The organism is Bacillus sp. FJAT-27986, from assembly GCF_001685035.1.
Lineage (GTDB): Bacteria > Bacillota > Bacilli > Bacillales > Pradoshiaceae > Pradoshia.
Genome location: NZ_MAYV01000006.1, coordinates 1 through 16,751, shown reverse-complemented (window position 1 = coordinate 16,751; position 16,751 = coordinate 1). Strand labels below are relative to the sequence as shown.

At 41.2% G+C, this 16,751-nt stretch carries 18 protein-coding genes; all 18 read left to right on the top strand.

Features of this window, described 5'->3' with window-relative positions; all coding sequences use genetic code 11:
• Positions 1 to 823 (top strand): NADH-quinone oxidoreductase subunit C (locus tag A8L44_RS06340; protein WP_066103296.1); only part of this gene is annotated, 823 nt, incomplete at its 5' end.
• A 6-nt stretch (positions 824 to 829) separates the two neighbouring features.
• Positions 830 to 1,930, top strand: coding sequence for an NADH-quinone oxidoreductase subunit D (locus tag A8L44_RS06335; protein ID WP_066103293.1), 1,101 nt, complete (start codon positions 830 to 832; stop codon positions 1,928 to 1,930).
• The gene (nuoH, locus tag A8L44_RS06330; protein ID WP_066103290.1) at positions 1,930 to 2,931 is read left to right on the top strand and encodes an NADH-quinone oxidoreductase subunit NuoH; all 1,002 of its coding nucleotides are present in this window, start codon (positions 1,930 to 1,932) and stop codon (positions 2,929 to 2,931) included. The genes A8L44_RS06335 and nuoH overlap by 1 nt, the downstream gene beginning before the upstream one ends.
• A gap of 31 nt (positions 2,932 to 2,962) precedes the next feature.
• Positions 2,963 to 3,379: an NADH-quinone oxidoreductase subunit NuoI gene (gene nuoI, locus A8L44_RS06325; RefSeq protein ID WP_066103287.1), complete on the top strand. Its 417-nt coding sequence runs from the start codon at positions 2,963 to 2,965 to the stop codon at positions 3,377 to 3,379.
• Positions 3,379 to 3,930 (top strand): NADH-quinone oxidoreductase subunit J, encoded by a 552-nt coding sequence (locus tag A8L44_RS06320; protein ID WP_066103282.1) that lies wholly within the window; start codon positions 3,379 to 3,381, stop codon positions 3,928 to 3,930. Before nuoI ends, A8L44_RS06320 begins: the two co-directional genes overlap by 1 nt.
• Positions 3,927 to 4,241 carry an NADH-quinone oxidoreductase subunit NuoK gene (nuoK, locus tag A8L44_RS06315; RefSeq protein ID WP_066103278.1) on the top strand — a complete coding sequence of 105 codons (315 nt, stop codon included), beginning with the start codon at positions 3,927 to 3,929 and terminating at the stop codon, positions 4,239 to 4,241. The genes A8L44_RS06320 and nuoK overlap by 4 nt, the downstream gene beginning before the upstream one ends.
• 66 nt (positions 4,242 to 4,307) lie before the next feature.
• Complete coding sequence (gene nuoL / locus A8L44_RS06310) at positions 4,308 to 6,173, top strand: NADH-quinone oxidoreductase subunit L (protein ID WP_066103274.1); 1,866 nt, start codon at positions 4,308 to 4,310, stop codon at positions 6,171 to 6,173.
• Positions 6,170 to 7,687 carry an NADH-quinone oxidoreductase subunit M gene (locus A8L44_RS06305; protein ID WP_066103272.1) on the top strand — a complete coding sequence of 506 codons (1,518 nt, stop codon included), beginning with the start codon at positions 6,170 to 6,172 and terminating at the stop codon, positions 7,685 to 7,687. Before nuoL ends, A8L44_RS06305 begins: the two co-directional genes overlap by 4 nt.
• A gap of 7 nt (positions 7,688 to 7,694) precedes the next feature.
• Positions 7,695 to 9,215 carry an NADH-quinone oxidoreductase subunit NuoN gene (nuoN, locus tag A8L44_RS06300; protein ID WP_066103268.1) on the top strand — a complete coding sequence of 507 codons (1,521 nt, stop codon included), beginning with the start codon at positions 7,695 to 7,697 and terminating at the stop codon, positions 9,213 to 9,215.
• 307 nt (positions 9,216 to 9,522) lie between these two features.
• Positions 9,523 to 9,756 carry a DUF1146 family protein gene (locus tag A8L44_RS06295; RefSeq protein ID WP_066103265.1) on the top strand — a complete coding sequence of 78 codons (234 nt, stop codon included), beginning with the start codon at positions 9,523 to 9,525 and terminating at the stop codon, positions 9,754 to 9,756.
• An 87-nt stretch (positions 9,757 to 9,843) separates the two neighbouring features.
• Positions 9,844 to 10,554: a YwmB family TATA-box binding protein gene (locus tag A8L44_RS06290; RefSeq protein WP_066103262.1), complete on the top strand. Its 711-nt coding sequence runs from the start codon at positions 9,844 to 9,846 to the stop codon at positions 10,552 to 10,554.
• Positions 10,555 to 10,586: 32 nt separating this feature from the next.
• A complete protein-coding gene (gene murA, locus A8L44_RS06285; RefSeq protein WP_066103259.1) occupies positions 10,587 to 11,888 on the top strand; it encodes a UDP-N-acetylglucosamine 1-carboxyvinyltransferase in 1,302 nt (433 codons plus the stop codon).
• A 384-nt stretch (positions 11,889 to 12,272) separates the two neighbouring features.
• The gene (locus tag A8L44_RS18870; protein WP_175354248.1) at positions 12,273 to 12,446 is read left to right on the top strand and encodes a hypothetical protein; all 174 of its coding nucleotides are present in this window, start codon (positions 12,273 to 12,275) and stop codon (positions 12,444 to 12,446) included.
• Between the two features lie 102 nt (positions 12,447 to 12,548).
• The gene (gene spoIID, locus A8L44_RS06280; protein WP_066103256.1) at positions 12,549 to 13,568 is read left to right on the top strand and encodes a stage II sporulation protein D; all 1,020 of its coding nucleotides are present in this window, start codon (positions 12,549 to 12,551) and stop codon (positions 13,566 to 13,568) included.
• Positions 13,569 to 13,727: 159 nt separating this feature from the next.
• The gene (locus tag A8L44_RS06275) at positions 13,728 to 14,564 is read left to right on the top strand and encodes a M23 family metallopeptidase (RefSeq protein ID WP_066103298.1); all 837 of its coding nucleotides are present in this window, start codon (positions 13,728 to 13,730) and stop codon (positions 14,562 to 14,564) included.
• A 339-nt stretch (positions 14,565 to 14,903) separates the two neighbouring features.
• Complete coding sequence (gene spoIIID / locus A8L44_RS06270) at positions 14,904 to 15,170, top strand: sporulation transcriptional regulator SpoIIID (protein ID WP_066103253.1); 267 nt, start codon at positions 14,904 to 14,906, stop codon at positions 15,168 to 15,170.
• Between the two features lie 189 nt (positions 15,171 to 15,359).
• Complete coding sequence (locus A8L44_RS06260) at positions 15,360 to 16,361, top strand: rod shape-determining protein (protein WP_066103249.1); 1,002 nt, start codon at positions 15,360 to 15,362, stop codon at positions 16,359 to 16,361.
• 157 nt (positions 16,362 to 16,518) lie between these two features.
• Positions 16,519 to 16,751 (top strand): hypothetical protein (locus A8L44_RS19075; protein WP_217491075.1); only part of this gene is annotated, 233 nt, incomplete at its 3' end.

The window sequence follows — 16,751 nt, the reverse complement described above, 5'->3', positions numbered from 1 at the left end:
GGCAGCCGCAGCCAAGGCAAAGGCAGCTGCATTGGCGAAGCAAAAACGAACAGAGGGAGAAGCAAACTCTGAATCCACCACATCGCCAGAGGAAACAAAAAAAGAAAAAGAAATCGCTATCGCGAAAGCAAAAGCGGCAGCGGCGACCAAGGCAAAGGCAGCTGCATTAGCGAAGCAAAAACGGACAGAGGGAGACACCGAATCTACCAAACCACTAGAAGAAACAGAAAAAGCCAAAGCCAAAGCAATTGCAGTAGCAAAGGCAAAAGCCGCGGCAGCAGCCAAGACGAAATCAAAACTTGCCGAAAAAACATCCGCACCTGCATCAGAAGAAGCTCCATCTCCAAATCAATCCCTGCTTGATACCTATCGAACGATACTAGAAACCAATATTGGACCTGAAATTTTGGAAGATGCCTATATTAATAGGCTTTCTAAGGATGTACCAACGATTGTTTTAAAAAAGGAAGCATACTATCGAACTCTCGAATTTTTACGAAAAAATGAGCAACTGAAGTTTAATTATTTATCTGAGATTCACGGAACAGACTTTGTCACCCATTTCGAGGTATATTTATATTTGTATTCATTTCCATATCAGCGTGAAATTGTCATTAAGGTCAAGGTGGATCGAGAGCAGCCAGAGCTGGAATCTGTCGTTCCGTTATGGATAGGTGCAAATTGGGCAGAGTCAGAAATATATGATTTGCTGGGCATAACGTTTACAGCCCATCCGAACTTAGAGCGAATACTACTCGGGGAAGACTGGGTTGGTCATCCACTGCGCAAGGATTATGAGCAGTATGATGATGTGGAGGTGTAGGAGGGCATGATTCGGACGGAAGAAATGCTTTTGAATGTAGGACCGCAGCATCCAAGTACGCATGGGGTTTTGCGGATTGTCGTTAAAATTGATGGAGAAATCATTACCGAGGCAAAACCGGTTATTGGCTATTTACATAGAGGAACGGAAAAGCTGGCGGAGAACCTGCAATACACTCAAATTATTCCCTACACCGACCGGCTTGATTATTTATCTGCCATGACCAATAACTATGTGCTCTGCCATGCGGTCGAAACAATGATGAAGATTGAAGTGCCGGACCGGGCTGAGTATTTAAGGGTTATGGCCATGGAACTGGGGCGGATATCGAGCCATCTTGTGGCATGGGGGACATTCGTGCTGGATTTGGGAGCGACCAGTCCATTTATCTATGCATTCAGGGAAAGGGAAATGATTCTTAATTTCCTGAATGAGCTATCTGGTGCCCGACTGACATTTAATTATATGCGTGTTGGTGGTGTGAAATGGGATGCACCGGATGGATGGATTCAAAAGGTGGCTGAATTTATTCCATATATGCGTGAACAGCTGCAGGGATACCGTCAACTGGTAAGCGGAAATGAGATCTTTTTGACACGGGTGAAGGGTATAGGAATTTACTCCGCTGAAGAAGCGATTGCCTATTCATTAAGCGGTCCAAATTTAAGATGCACAGGTGTGAAACAGGACTTACGAAAAACGGCTCCTTATTCGATTTATGACCGTTTTGATTTTAAAATAGTTACACGTGAAACAGGGGATGTGTTATCCAGATATGAAATTCGTCTGGATGAAATCGAAGAATCCTTAAAGATTCTTGAACAATGTATTGAACAATTTCCTTCTGATGGGCCTGTTATGGCTAAGGTTCCAAAAATAATAAAGCCGCCAAAAGGGGAAGGGTACGTCCGAATTGAATCACCAAGAGGAGAAATCGGTTGTTACATAGCGAGCGAGGGAAAAAAAGAGCCGTACCGTCTTAAATTCAGGCGCCCGTCTTTTTACAACCTGCAAATTTTGCCGAAGTTATTAAAGGGAGAAAATATCGCCAATCTGGTTGCAATATTGGGTGCAATTGATATTGTCCTTGGGGAGGTTGATGGGTAATGATTCAAAATTTACTTACCTCAACTCCGAGCTGGAGTTCATTTGCAGTCTTTGCTGGTTCGGCAATTGTACTCATGTTCGTCATACTGGGATTCGTGACATTTGCCATTTTAGCAGAGCGAAAGGTTATGGGGTATATGCAGCTGCGCCATGGACCCAATCAGCTTGGAGGGAAATGGGGCTTACTCCAGACAGTTGCAGATGTCCTCAAATTGCTACTTAAAGAAGATACGATTCCGGATCAGGCTGATAAACCATTGTTTAAATTGGCTCCCTTTATTGCGTTTGCACCTGCGATGGTTGTTGTAGCTACATTGCCATTCACAGAAGCTCTGCAATTTGCGGATTTGGGTGTAGGGTTGCTCTATTATATTGCAGTATCTGGGGTTAGTACAGTTGGGATATTGGCAGCAGGATGGGCTTCCAATAATAAATATTCCTTAATGGGCGGGATGCGTGCAGGTGCACAAATGATTTCCTATGAGGTTCCGCTCGTCATGTCTGTGATTGGGATTGTTCTCTTAACAGGCAGCTTAAATTTAAATGATATTGTAGAATCCCAGGCAGGTGTTTGGAATATTATCCGCCAGCCAATTGCGTTTGTTGTCTTTCTGATAGCGGCAGTAGCGGAATTAAATCGCGTTCCTTTTGATTTATCCGAGGCTGAATCGGAGCTGGTAGCAGGATTTCATGTTGAATATTCGGGTTTTAGATGGGCATTCTTTATGCTTTCAGAGTATGTGTACATGTTTGCGATGGCCACATTGACTGTAATCTTGTTTTTTGGAGGGTGGCAGCCTATCCCGTTCCTGGATTGGATTCCAGGTGCCGTTTGGTTCAGCTTGAAATGGTTTGCGGTCACGTTTTTCCTAGTTTGGATTCGTGTGACGTTCCCACGTTTACGAGCAGATCATTTAATGGAGTTTGGCTGGAAGGTGTTATTACCGGTTGCCTTACTAAATATCTTTGTAACAGCATTACTCATAAAAATAATAGCCTAAGATAGAGAGAGTAATAGAGGGAGGGAGAAAAATGTTCGGTTTAGCTAAGGGACTGAAGTACACACTGAAGAATTTATCTCGTGAAAAAGTGACCTACGATTATCCAAATGAGTCGATTATGGTACCCGACCGTTTCCGCGGCATTCAAAAATTTTATCCCGAAAAATGCATTGTATGTAACCAATGTATGAATATTTGTCCAACAGATTGTATTCATCTGACAGGTAAAAAACACCCTGACTCTACTAAAAAAGGCAAAATTATCGATACCTATGATATAAATTTTGAGATTTGTATACTATGTGATTTATGTACAGAGGTTTGTCCAACTGAAGCCATTGTAATGACGAATAATTTTGAACTGGCGGAGTATAGCCGGGATGAGTTATTTAAGAATCTGGAGTGGCTTGATGAAAATGACGAAAATATTCGAAAGGTGAATCAATAATGAGTGGAGAAATGACAGCATTCATTGTGCTGGGATTAATAGCAATCTGCGGCGCTGTGCTGATGATCCATCTAACCAAGGTCATGCATATGATGGTGTCACTTGTGTTTACCTTTATCAGCATTGCCGGAATCTATGTGTTACTGTCAGCAGAGTTTGTGGCGGTAGTCCAAATCATGATTTATTCTGGAGCAATCACAATCATTATGCTTTTTGGAATTATGCTGACCAATCACCGCGATCCAAGTGTAACAAAGGCAGGCATGTGGAGGAAAGCCTTTGTCCTAATAGGAGTTTTGGGCTTTGCAGGTGCAGTCTATGCAGGCATCTACAATTTAAACTTTGCAGAGACTGTCAATACAGCAGGTGGCGAGATAGATCTGGTCAGCCAATCGAGTACTCTGCATTTAAATAATACAGAGAAAATTGGGATTGCTATTTATACGAAATTTGTGATTCCATTTGAGCTTGTATCCGTATTGCTGCTGGTTGCCTTGGTAGGTGCTGTCGTATTGGCGAAAAAAGATTCTCAGAAGGAGGAGGAGAAATGACTTCAGTTCCGCTTCCTGCCTATTTAACACTAGCGTTGACACTATTCTGTATTGGGCTTTATGGTGCTCTGACAAAGCGAAATATAATTATTGTCCTCGTATCGATTGAATTAATGCTAAATGCCGTGAATATCAATCTAGTAGCTTTCAGTAAGCTTGGACCGGCCCCTGCCATAACCGGGCAGGTATTTGCTTTGTTTGCGATTGCAGTAGCAGCTGCTGAGGCTGCAGTAGGACTCGCAATTTTATTTTCACTTTATCGGAATCGAAAGACTGTCAATATAGATGAAATGGACACATTGAAAAATTAACGTCAATGGATAACACGAATTGAAGAGGGGAACTGCTTCTCTTCAATCATAAGGGGAAATGTTTATATGATGAAGCTTGTATGGGTCATTCCTCTTTTCCCGCTCCTGTCATTTGTGCTTCTGCTTGTGGTTGGAAAGAGGCTGAAGGCTTCGAGTGCATACATAGGGATTGGCTTCACGTTACTTACTTTCCTTTTCTCCCTGCTGGTTCTCATTGGCCGCCTTCAATCACCTGACTATCGCTCTGTAGTGGGTTGGCTAAGAATTGGTGAGAACCAAGTGACAATGGGGGTAGAGGTAAATCAATTAAATGCGTTGATGCTGGTGATTGTTTCACTTGTAAGCTTACTGGTACATATTTATTCAATTGGGTATATGCAAGGCGATGGAAGAGTGCCCATTTTCTTTGCATATTTGGGGCTGTTCACGTTTGCCATGCTGGGTTTGGTGGTTTCGCCGAATCTCCTGCAGCTCTATATCTTTTGGGAATTGGTCGGATTGGGATCATTCCTGTTGATTGGGTTTTATTTTTACAAGGATGCTGCCAGGCGCGCAGCTAAAAAAGCGTTTATTATGACCAGAATTGGAGATATCGGACTTTTAATCGGCATTATCCTCTTATTCTGGAAAACAGGCAGCTTTGAGTATGAAGCGATTTTCTCAGCTGTAGAAAATGGAGTCCTGACTTCAGGCTGGATTACAGCCACTGCGCTGTTGATTTTTATTGGCGCTATCGGGAAATCTGGCCAGTTTCCATTACATACATGGCTTCCAGACGCGATGGAAGGCCCGACTCCTGTATCGGCATTAATCCATGCCGCTACCATGGTGGCAGCCGGCGTCTATTTAGTCGCAACGATGTTTCCTCTGTTTGCAGCGAGTGAAACAGCCATGCTGACTGTAGCGATTGTTGGTGCGTTTACAGCCATCTTTGCAGCTGCTATTGCCACAGTCCAAAAGGATATTAAACGGATTTTGGCATACTCGACGGTCAGCCAGCTCGGCTATATGATGCTTGCACTTGGGACAGCAGGCTATGTGGCCGGTGTATTCCATTTAACGACTCATGCATTTTTTAAAGCACTATTGTTCCTGGCAGCCGGCAGTGTCATCCATGCTGTTCATACTCAAAGTATCGACGAGATGGGTGGCTTGTGGAAAAAATTACGGCGAACTGGTCCATTGTTTTTAATCGGGACATTGGCCTTAACCGGATTTCCACTCCTATCAGGATTCTTTAGTAAGGATGAGATTCTTGTATCTGTTTGGGAGAGCGGCCATATCGTCCTATTTATAGTTGCATTACTAACATCCATTTTGACGGCTTTTTATATGTTCCGCCTGTTCTTTATCGTATTTTGGGGACCATCACGTAATGAAACAAAGGATGTGCAGGAATCACCTGGTTCCATGACAGCTCCGCTGATGATACTTGCTGTACTTTCTATCTTTGCAGGCTATGTTAACACCCCGTGGTTTGGAACTTTTCTTGGAGATTGGCTGGCTGAAGGCAACCGATATCTGGGCCATGTACATATAGAGGGACCAATTTGGATTCCTATTGTGGCTACACTAGCCTTTTTAATTGGAAGCGGCACCGCCTGGCTGATCTACGGTAAAAGGAAAAGTGTCGGTGTGGAGAAGGAAGTTCCAGGACCGCTTTATCAAATGCTGGCGAATAAATTTTATGTCGATGAATTTTACGAGTTTACAATTGTGCGGATGGTGAAGGGCTTCGGAATGATTCTCTCCTGGGTTGAAAAATATATCCTGCAGGGAATTGTGTCATCTGTTTCTTACTTGATCAATTTTAGCGCTACTAAAGGTGCCAATGCGCATAATGGCCAAATGCAGATATATGGGACGATTGCTCTGATTGGCCTGGCTGCCGTACTTGTGATCTTTGCATGGACAGGAGGGTATGTCAGATGAACCCATATATTCTTAGTTTGCTCGTTTTCTCCCCTTTGCTAGGGATAGCTGGATTAATGTTTGTTTCGAAAAACAATGAAAACGCACTGAAACGATTAGGTATATTGGGAACCATTCCACCATTGATTCTTACAATCTACCTATATAGTGAATATCTATCTGGAACGAAATTTACGGTGTTTTCGGTTTTTCATAAGTGGTTTCAATTAGGAGGCGGGGGAGTTAGGCAAAGTCAATTATATGCCATACCCTTTGAACTGAGCCTGAACGGAATCTCCCTTGTGATGGTAATTCTTACAGTGATTTTATCAACATTGGCAGCACTTGCCTCTGTTCTTCAGATAAAAAAAGAATGGAAGGGCTATTTTATTCTTCTTCTCTTATTAGAGGTTGGTATGCTGGGTGTCTTCCTATCTCAGAATCTGATTTTATTCTTCCTCTTCTTTGAGGTTACCTTGGTGGCCATGTTCTTCTTGATTGGGAAATGGGGTTATTTCGACAAAGAAAAAGCCGCATTTAGCTTCTTGATTTATAACGGCTTAGGCTCTTGTATCCTCTTGTTTGTCATCATGGTACTTTTTGCGAGAACCGGCACAGCCAATATTGAGATATTGGGGCAAATCTTATCAGTTGGCGGGCAGACGCTTCTAGCTCCAATCAGTACAGAATTGAAATATATCCTCTTTACGGGGATTGTCATCGCTTTTGGAATCAAGCTGCCGATTTTTCCGTTCCATTCCTGGATGCTGCGAGTCCATGTACAGGCGCCTCCAGCAATTGTTATGCTGCATGCCGGAGTATTACTGAAGATTGGTGCTTATGGGTTAATCAGATTTGGAATGGGATTGTTCCCAGGTGAGTTTAAAGAGATGGCCTTTTGGATTGCTTTGCTTGGCGTCATTAATTTCCTATATGGTGCTTGGCTTGCTTTGCAACAAACGGATTTCAAGCTCGTGCTGGCCTATTCCTCAATCTCTCATATGGGAATTGTCCTTATGGGACTGGGGGCATTAAATACAGCAGGAATTCAGGGTGCTTTATTTCAGGTTGTATCTCATGGCTTGATCGCCGCCTTGCTTTTTTTACTGGTTGGCTTTCTTTATGAAAGAGTCGGAACTACAAATATGAATGAACTTGGTGGATTGGCTAAATCTATTCCGGTTTTCTCGGGTATTTTACTGGCAGGAGGGATGGCTTCACTCGGTTTGCCGGGGATGTCCGGTTTTATCAGTGAATTCATGGCGTTCATGGGATTGTTTAAGACTGAACCAATCCTTGCTGCCATTGGTACTTTAGGAATTGTATTGACTGCTGTTTACGTGCTGCGTGCCGTTCTAAATATGACATTTGGAGCGCCCAAGAACGAGTTATCCATCGCCGACTTAAAACCGAACGAAGCGGTACTGGCATTTGTATTACTTGGTTTTATTATTTTGATCGGCGTCTGCCCTGCCATCCTGGAAGGACCGCTTCAGGCTGAAATTGCTGACATGATGACAGGGATAGGGAGGTGACTAAGATATGGATATGGAAACATTACTGTCGATGAACTGGAATTTAATGATACCTGAATTTATAATCCTTGGTGCAGCGATCATCCTCTCTATATTGGATTTATGCATGCCTAAACAATTTGGAAGAAAGGTACTTGGCTGGTTTGCTTTTGGTAGTATCGGGCTTGCCATCATTTCTTTAATTGGCTTATTCCCATTGGAGGCTGGCTCGATTTTGTATGATACATTCCGATTGGACGCCTTTGCCAAAGCATTTAAGCTTATACTTTTGATTGGATCAGCCTTTGTCATGGTGCTGGCTGTGGTACATAAACCGAGAGCTGGGATGCAGCCGTATCAGGCAGAATTTTATTATTTACTTCTAACTGCTTTATTAGGTGCCATGATCATGACATCAAGCGGAGATTTGATTACATTGTTTGTGGGGCTAGAGCTTTTGTCCGTTTCATCCTATATTCTGGCTGGAATGCAGAAAAATAACCGAAAATCAGCTGAAGCTTCAATGAAATATGTGGTCAATGGGGGAATCTCGACAGCCATCATCCTGTTTGCACTGAGTTATATGTACGGCGTGAGCGGGACGACGAATATATTCGAAATTGGAACTATATTTGCCACCCAAGAAAACTCGCAGCTTCAATATATTGCTGGACTATCCTTCTTTATTTTCGTAATCGGGATATCCTTCAAGCTGGCAACCGTGCCTTTCCATATGTGGGCACCTGATGTATATGAAGGATCGCCGACGCCGGTGACTGCCTTCTTGAGTATTGTTTCAAAAGCAGCAGGCTTTGCGCTTTTACTTCGTATCGTTGTTACCGTGTTTTTAACAGCAACAATGGATGATATCGGATTCCTATCGATTTTTACGGCCAATCAAAACTATCTGGCTGTCCTGGCTAGTATAACGATGATTGCCGGAAATCTAATTGCATTAAGGCAAAAGAATCTGAAACGAATGCTTGCTTATTCAAGCATTGCCCATGCAGGATATTTGCTTGCTGCGGTTACAGCCTTTGGAGAATATACGATTGAATCGATTTGGTACTATTTTGCTGCATACATCCTAATGATGACCGGGGCCTTTGCCGTCATCCAATTCATAGCAGAAGATAGGAAGATTGGGGACGAGGATCAATATATGATGGCCGGCCTGTATAAAAAATCACCATTTTTGGCGGTTTCCATGTGTATTTTCATTCTCTCCATGGCAGGAATTCCTGGTACGGCAGGATTCATTGCAAAGCTGAATATTTTCATGAACCTTTTTGCGAAGGAACAAGGCCATTATATACTGGCAGCAATCATGCTGGTGACTACCGTAATTTCCTATATCTATTACTTCAACATCATCGTCCATCTCTTTATGAGGACGGAAGAAGAAACAAAGGGTAAGATGAAAATATCAGTCATCCACTATGTAATCGGAATTTGTGCTGTGGGATTGATCCTGTTCGGATTATTCCCTCATTATTTGCTCGATTTCTTCCATCAGAACTTCACGGATATATATCAAATGTTAAAATAAATTTACATGACCAGGAGGGAAAATACTTCCTGGCTTTTTATTTGTTTTCTTTGTAAAGAAAACTTAATAATTACCATTAAATTGTGAAGAAGTGAATCTAGCTATTAACAGGTGTTATGTTGTAAAATAATATTATGCGTGCCTAAATATGTCTGTTTATTACATTATTTGATAGAATCCGTTTATTTCATACGATTTAGATTCTTTTTGTTAGAAAATGTCGATAATTTGTAGAAAAAGAGGAACGGTCCTTTTAAATATGGTACACTGAATTCGTATATCTTTAGTTTTGAAAGGAAAAAAGACCATGAATTCATTCGGAATGCAAGCTTTGCTCAGTATTGTGAGTCATTTGTTTTTTATAGCTGTTACATGGTGGGCATTACAAGCGCTGCACTTTGATAAGCTGCTGAGAGCAGGAAGAGTATTTCAGGCAAGAGTGCTGTATATATTGCTGACCATTACCATCGGTTCAGCAGTCAGCGGATTTTTTCTTGATTACTGGAGTTATGCTCAGCAATTAACGAATCTCTTTAATTAACCGAAGCTGTCAGAAAGTGACGAACGGATTTCTGTATGCATATGATTCCCTAAGGTAAAACTAAGGCAATAGGGGAGAGTGGCATACATGAAAAAAGTGATTCTTTCAATAATTGTTGGTTTGATGATTTTATATGTGGGGAATAAAACGACAGAAGCATTGGCTAAAAGCGACTTGCTAATGATTGCTGAGGGTATAAAGCGTGTCGATCCAGCAGCAGAAATAACGGATTGGATTGTTTTGGCCCGAGCAAGTGTTGATAATCAATTTTCTGAAGTGGCGGCTGACATACAGACTGAATATACCAATTATGTTTGGAGCGAAGATTCCAGCAGCAACGGAAAAACATTGGTTGGTACATATCTGAATGAAAAGTTGAATATTACCTCGAAGATTAAAATCATGTCCAGTGATTCACAAAAAACAGTCCTAATTACGAGTATAGAAGGGACTGAGTGGACACGTGGACAAGTTGATTTTATCCAAAACTGGCTAAAAAATGGGACAAAGGTCATGTTTAAGGACCCCCCTCACTATTTCTCTTGTATCAAAGGGATAACCGGTGCTAATATGGATAAGGTTCTACTAAAAAACTGGATGAATGAATATGAAGCTAAGTCAATGGAAAGTGCAATAGAAAGTAATTTTATTTCTGTTGCTGCAAAAAGCAATCAATTTAAGAATATGATGACCAATGGAATGAACCTCCAACTGGCCTTTCGAGATATCAGAGAGGATCAAAAGAACAGTGGGACACAGTTTACCATTGGCACACCGATAATAGCATTTGAATACTAATATAGAGATATTGAACGCGGAGGGGAATAACTTTGGAAAAAATCATTGTCCGCGGCGGAAACAGGTTAGAAGGTACAGTTCGTGTAGAGGGTGCAAAAAACGCCGTTTTACCTGTATTAGCTGCAACATTATTAGCAAGTGAAGGAAAAAGCGTTCTTAAAGACGTTCCGGAGCTATCCGATGTATATACAATTAATGAAGTAATCCGAAATTTAAATACAGAAGTCACTTTTAGCAATAATACTGTAACAGTGGATGCCTCAAAGCCATTAGCAGAAGAAGCGCCGTTCGAATACGTTCGTAAAATGCGTGCTTCAGTCCTTGTAATGGGATCTTTATTGGCTAGAAACGGAAAAGCTCGCGTCGCTTTACCTGGCGGCTGTGCAATTGGTTCACGTCCAATTGATCAGCATCTAAAAGGGTTTGAAGCAATGGGCGCTAAAGTGAGAGTCGGCAACGGTTTTATCGAAGCTGAGGTTGATGGTCGTCTTAAAGGTGCAAAAATCTATTTGGATTTCCCAAGTGTAGGAGCTACTGAAAACATCATGATGGCTGCTGCATTGGCAGATGGTGTCACTGTATTAGATAACTGTGCAAAAGAACCTGAAATTGTGGACCTGGCTAACTATTTGAATAAAATGGGTGCAAAGGTTAAGGGTGCAGGAACAGCTACAATCCGTATTGAGGGTGTAGAAAAGCTATATGGTACTGAACATTACATTATTCCTGACCGTATTGAAGCTGGAACTTTCATGGTTGCTGCTGCAATTACAGGCGGAAATGTATTGGTGCAAGGTGCAGTAATGGAGCACTTATCCTCTCTTGTGGCTAAAATGGAAGAGATGGGTATTACAATCAAAGAAGAGAAAGATGGCCTGCGTGTAATTGGGTCAGATAGCATGAAAGCAGTAGATATTAAAACAATGCCGCATCCAGGGTTCCCGACTGATATGCAATCTCAAATGATGGCATTGTTGTTACGTGCCAATGGAATAAGCATGATTACTGAAACGGTCTTCGAAAACCGCTTTATGCATGTAGAAGAATTCCGTCGCATGAATGCTGATATTAAAATTGATGGCCGTTCTGTTATAATTTCTGGAGAAGCAAATCTTCAGGGAGCTGAAGTAGCAGCTACAGATCTGCGCGCAGCAGCAGCCTTGATTTTATCCGGACTTGTTGCTGACGGTGTCACTCGAGTAACAGAGCTTAAGCACTTGGATCGTGGATATGTGAATTTCCATGGTAAACTTGCTGCGCTTGGTGCAGATATCGAGCGTATTAATGAATCCTCTGAGCAGGAAGAATCTACAGTTATTGCGGAAAACGCATAAATTTTAGAGCGTTGAAAGCCAGACAGAAATGTCTGGCTTTTTCGTTTTCACGAAAAACGGTGGAAAATTTAGTGGTTTCCTTTATATAAACATCAACGTTTATAGAGTTACCCACAGGTGTATAAACAAATTAACAACAAGTTATTCACAATTGTAACAGGGTTATCAACAGCCTTATCCACATAAATGGGTGTGAAAATAGCTCTCCAACATTTCAAACCTTTATTTTTCAAGTTTTTTTAAAGATTTTATTAAAAATATTGGTCGTTCACTAGTTATCCACAACTTTATACACAATTCCATCACTTCTGGGGGTAACTCACTAAATAATCTGAAATTTTAATAGACTATAATTGATAAAATAAAGGAAAGGAGATTTTTAGTTTGAAAGACATAAGCGTATCGACCATAATAAAACTTATTTTAATTGTTTGCTTAGCGGTTTTAATCTTTAAGGTAGCTAAGATTTTATTTGATGTTTTATTGTTTGGAATCATTCTATATATTTTATTTAGTCTTTACAGAAACTATGAAAAGAAAAAGAAGAATCATTCCTAATAAATAGTTTGCCCCTCTTAACTATTTATAGACATATTCATATAAGAGAATTCATACATATGAAGTGTTGGACAGTTAACTGAATAGAGGGGAGACTACTATATGAAGCATTGGAAACCGATTATTTTTGCTATTAGTCTTGTTGCAGCCGTTACTATTATGATTCCCACACTCCTGGTCGCACCTTTTAATGATGATGAAGCAGAGGCTGAGCAGCACGTGTTAAGGGAACCGAAACAGCAGCCGGAGAAAAAGGCCGAGATACAAACAACCATCCAAGTGTACAGAAACACTCAAAAGACGGTGGAGGCTGTAGATTTGGAGGAATACGTAGCTGGTGTAGTTGCGGCTGAAATGCCTGCTAATTTCGAGTTAGAGGCATTAAAGGCACAAGCCCTGACAGCCAGAACGTTTATCGTAAAGGCACTTACAGCCACAACAAAGAAGGAAATTCCAAAGGGTGCCGATATAACGGATACTGTGAATGATCAGGTCTATTTAAATGATAAAGAGTTAAAAGCTGCCTGGGGAAATAAATATCAAACGAATATGCAAAAGATTAAAGAGGCCGTTTCCGCAACGAAAGGGCAGCTTTTAACCTATAAGGAAGAATTAATTACTCCATCTTTTTTCTCAACCAGCAATGGATACACCGAGAACTCAGAAGATTACTGGCCGAATGCACTTCCATACCTGCGCAGTGTGGCCAGTCCCTGGGATGAGAAATCCCCAAAATATTTAAGCGAAACAACGATATCGTTATCAGAGTTTGAACGTCTCCTAAATGTGAAGGTTGCGAGCAAAGAGGATGTTGGCAAGATAATTAGCCGAACAGAAGGAAATCGAATTGGAGAAATCGAGATAGGCGGTAAACGTCTCACTGGTAAAAAGGTAAGAGAGCAGCTTGGCCTTAAATCAAGTGATTTCTCCTGGTACAAAAAGGGCGACCAAGTTGTAATCACGACAAAGGGCTACGGTCATGGAGTAGGAATGAGTCAGTATGGAGCGAACGGAATGGCACAGTCAGGTAAATCCTATAAGGATATCATCTCCTACTATTATAAAGACGTAAAAATATCACAGGCAACAGCCTACCTGCCTACGTATACAGCGAAGAAGTGAACTGACCAGAGCCTTTGTATAGGCTCTTTTTTATTTTCTTCTTATAAATAAATTATTTCATGCATAATTTCAGCTTGTATTACAAAAGATATAAATTTTTTCACCGCCCATGTATATATTTTCTGAAAAGTGTTCAGAATGATGACAGAGGTGATGAAAATGAGAGAGGAAGAAAATAAACGATCTTCTCAGTCAAAAGTAAAAAGTATAATGAAAAAGCGTTGGTTTTTGCCGGCAGTTTATATTTTTAGTGCAGCGGTCCTTTTGACAGGTATTTTAGTTTATCAAGCAAGCGATAATGAATTTACGCAAGATCCATCTGAGAACAAACAAAACATTACGTCTGAAAATAATGAGCCATCTATTGAAGTGAACAATTCGCTGGAAACCTTCACAATTCCAATGAGCGAGGCAGAGTCTGCTGTCATTAAAAAGGAATTTTATGATGTGGATGGAGATACAAAGCAACAGGAAGCATCCCTTGTTGTCTATAATAATACGTATCAGCCTAACACAGGAATCGACTATGCCATGAAGGATGGAAAAGGCTTTGATGTTACGGCTTCTATGAGCGGAAAAGTGAAAAGTGTGCAGGAAGATGCATTACTCGGTAACTTAGTTGTTGTTGAGCACGATAAAGGGATAGAAACTCATTATTCCTCCATTAAGGATATTAAAGTAAAAGAGGGAGACAACCTTAAACAAGGTGAAACCTTTGCCAAAGGCGGAACAAGTGCTATTAATGAAGAAGCTGGCACCCATGTCCATTTCGAAGTAAGAAAAGATAATGTTGCTGTCAACCCGTTAGAGTATCTTGATAAACCAATCAGTTCTTTGAAAGCTGAGAAAAAGGAAGCCGATACAAAGGCTAAAGATTCAGCTGATCAAGAAAAAGAAGAAACAACTGAAAATCAAGATGATGCAGGTAATGAAACATCTGAGGACTCAAATGAGAATCAAGAGTCCGATCCAAATCAAGAACCAGGTAACGAATAAAGAAAATGCCTTCAGGCTCTTTTGTCTGGAGGCATTTTTTTCGACGTATTGCCTGTTATTTCTCGGGAAATAGTGCAGGAAAAAAAGTTGTCGAATAGGCTTAAATGGCACGAAAACCAAAGAAGTCTTGTCCTTATTGCATGTTTTGTGCATAAAAGTGGAACCAAGCTAATAAACTTTTACAAACCTGACACATAGAGAATGCAAGAGGTGAAGACTCGTTAAATCTATCAGGAATCCAAGACAATGAATTACTCATTCATAAAAATACATACTAAAGGCTGCAATACAGCGAATCAACATCTCGTACTTCTCAAAAAAATAGGGAGGGCGAGGGAATTGCACGATTACATCAAAGAAAGAACTATCAAGATTGGAAAGTATATCGTGGAAACGAGAAAAACAGTTCGCGTAATCGCGAAGGAGTTTGGTGTATCCAAAAGTACTGTCCATAAAGATCTAACTGAACGACTGCCAGATATAAATCCGGAATTGGCTAATGAGGTTAAGGTAATACTTGATTATCATAAATCAATCAGGCATTTAAGAGGCGGAGAAGCAACCAAGCAGAAGTATAAAAAAACAGAGGAAGAGCCGGTTCAGTAATTGAATAACAGGAGGAAGGGGCCGGAGGAAATCAACGGCCTTTTTAATTTGAGTCATATTCCCTACACTGTTCCTGAATATGGCAGATTTTTTGGTAATATAGTTCCTTTTGTTCTACAAAATATGATAAAATTTTTAATTAGTACAGTAGAAGGAATTGTAGAGTTCCTTGAGGAGGATAATTAGGTTATGTTTTCGAGAGATATTGGAATCGATTTAGGTACTGCAAATGTACTCATTTATGTAAAGGGTAAAGGAATTGTGCTGAATGAGCCATCTGTCGTAGCCTTGGATAAGAATACTAATCGTGTATTAGCTGTTGGAGAAGAAGCACGCCGTATGGTTGGCCGTACTCCAGGACATATTGTTGCCATTCGACCGCTTAAAGATGGAGTGATTGCTGACTTTGATGTAACGGAATCCATGTTAAAATACTTCATTAACAAATTGGACGTAAAAGGATTCTTATCAAAACCACGTATCTTGATTTGCTGTCCAACTAATATTACAAGCGTTGAACAAAAAGCGATTCGTGAAGCAGCAGAGAAAAGTGGCGGCAAAAAGATTTACCTTGAGGAAGAGCCAAAGGTAGCGGCAATCGGCGCAGGTATGGACATCTTCCAACCAAGCGGTAACATGGTCATCGATATCGGCGGAGGCACAACTGACATTGCCGTATTATCAATGGGGGATATCGTTACATCAGCATCCATAAAAATGGCTGGTGACAAATTTGATGCCGAGATTCTAAATTACATCAAACGTACATACAAGCTTTTAATCGGAGAGCGTACAGCTGAAGATATAAAAGTGAAAGTTGCGACCGTTTTTAAAGGTTCCCGTAATGAAACTATTGATATTCGCGGACGTGATATGGTGACAGGGCTACCAAAAACCATCACAGTTGGTTCAGAAGAAATCGAAGAGGCATTACGTGAGTCCATTCATGTCATTGTTCATGCAGCAAAATCTGTGTTGGAGCAAACACCTCCAGAACTATCCGCTGATATTATTGATCGCGGAGTAATTCTAACAGGCGGCGGAGCTCTGCTTCACGGCATGGACATGTTATTGGCTGAAGAACTAAAGGTACCTGTATTAATCGCAGAAAATCCAATGGATTGCGTAGCAATAGGAACAGGTATGATGCTTGATAATATTGATCGAATCACTCGCCGTAAATTAGTATAATCACCAGGCAATATAAAACCAGTTCAGTTGATGAACTGGTTTTTTTGTATGGGTAAGGGATGTCCTCTTGTGGAGGGCAATGCCGTGCGTGGGAATGATTCATCTATGCTGCGACCTGTGCCTGTGTAAAGGTGGGTCATAGGTAAGTGAAAGGTAGGTGAGAGGTGTAGTAAAGCAGCTACAGTCCGCCTATGCCCTGGCTATGAGGCACCTATACCCGGGTATAGGCCGGTCAAAGGTAGGTGAAAGGCAGAGGAAAGCAGGTATGGTCCACCTATGCCCTGGCTATGAGGCACCTATACCCGGGTATAGCCGGTCAAAGGTAGGTGAAAGGCAGAGGAAAGCAGGTATGGTCCACCTATGCCCTGGCTATGAGGCACCTATACCCGG

What these genes read in the sequence shown, in the direction of transcription:
- A8L44_RS06335 (WP_066103293.1), top strand. Translation starts at nt 830, where the DNA reads ATGATTCGGACGGAAGAAATGCTTTTGAATGTAGGACCGCAGCATCCA.
- nuoH (WP_066103290.1), top strand. Translation starts at nt 1,930, where the DNA reads ATGATTCAAAATTTACTTACCTCAACTCCGAGCTGGAGTTCATTTGCA.
- nuoI (WP_066103287.1), top strand. Translation starts at nt 2,963, where the DNA reads ATGTTCGGTTTAGCTAAGGGACTGAAGTACACACTGAAGAATTTATCT.
- A8L44_RS06320 (WP_066103282.1), top strand. Translation starts at nt 3,379, where the DNA reads ATGAGTGGAGAAATGACAGCATTCATTGTGCTGGGATTAATAGCAATC.
- nuoK (WP_066103278.1), top strand. Translation starts at nt 3,927, where the DNA reads ATGACTTCAGTTCCGCTTCCTGCCTATTTAACACTAGCGTTGACACTA.
- nuoL (WP_066103274.1), top strand. Translation starts at nt 4,308, where the DNA reads ATGATGAAGCTTGTATGGGTCATTCCTCTTTTCCCGCTCCTGTCATTT.
- A8L44_RS06305 (WP_066103272.1), top strand. Translation starts at nt 6,170, where the DNA reads ATGAACCCATATATTCTTAGTTTGCTCGTTTTCTCCCCTTTGCTAGGG.
- nuoN (WP_066103268.1), top strand. Translation starts at nt 7,695, where the DNA reads ATGGATATGGAAACATTACTGTCGATGAACTGGAATTTAATGATACCT.
- A8L44_RS06295 (WP_066103265.1), top strand. Translation starts at nt 9,523, where the DNA reads ATGAATTCATTCGGAATGCAAGCTTTGCTCAGTATTGTGAGTCATTTG.
- A8L44_RS06290 (WP_066103262.1), top strand. Translation starts at nt 9,844, where the DNA reads ATGAAAAAAGTGATTCTTTCAATAATTGTTGGTTTGATGATTTTATAT.
- spoIID (WP_066103256.1), top strand. Translation starts at nt 12,549, where the DNA reads ATGAAGCATTGGAAACCGATTATTTTTGCTATTAGTCTTGTTGCAGCC.
- A8L44_RS06275 (WP_066103298.1), top strand. Translation starts at nt 13,728, where the DNA reads ATGAGAGAGGAAGAAAATAAACGATCTTCTCAGTCAAAAGTAAAAAGT.
- A8L44_RS06260 (WP_066103249.1), top strand. Translation starts at nt 15,360, where the DNA reads ATGTTTTCGAGAGATATTGGAATCGATTTAGGTACTGCAAATGTACTC.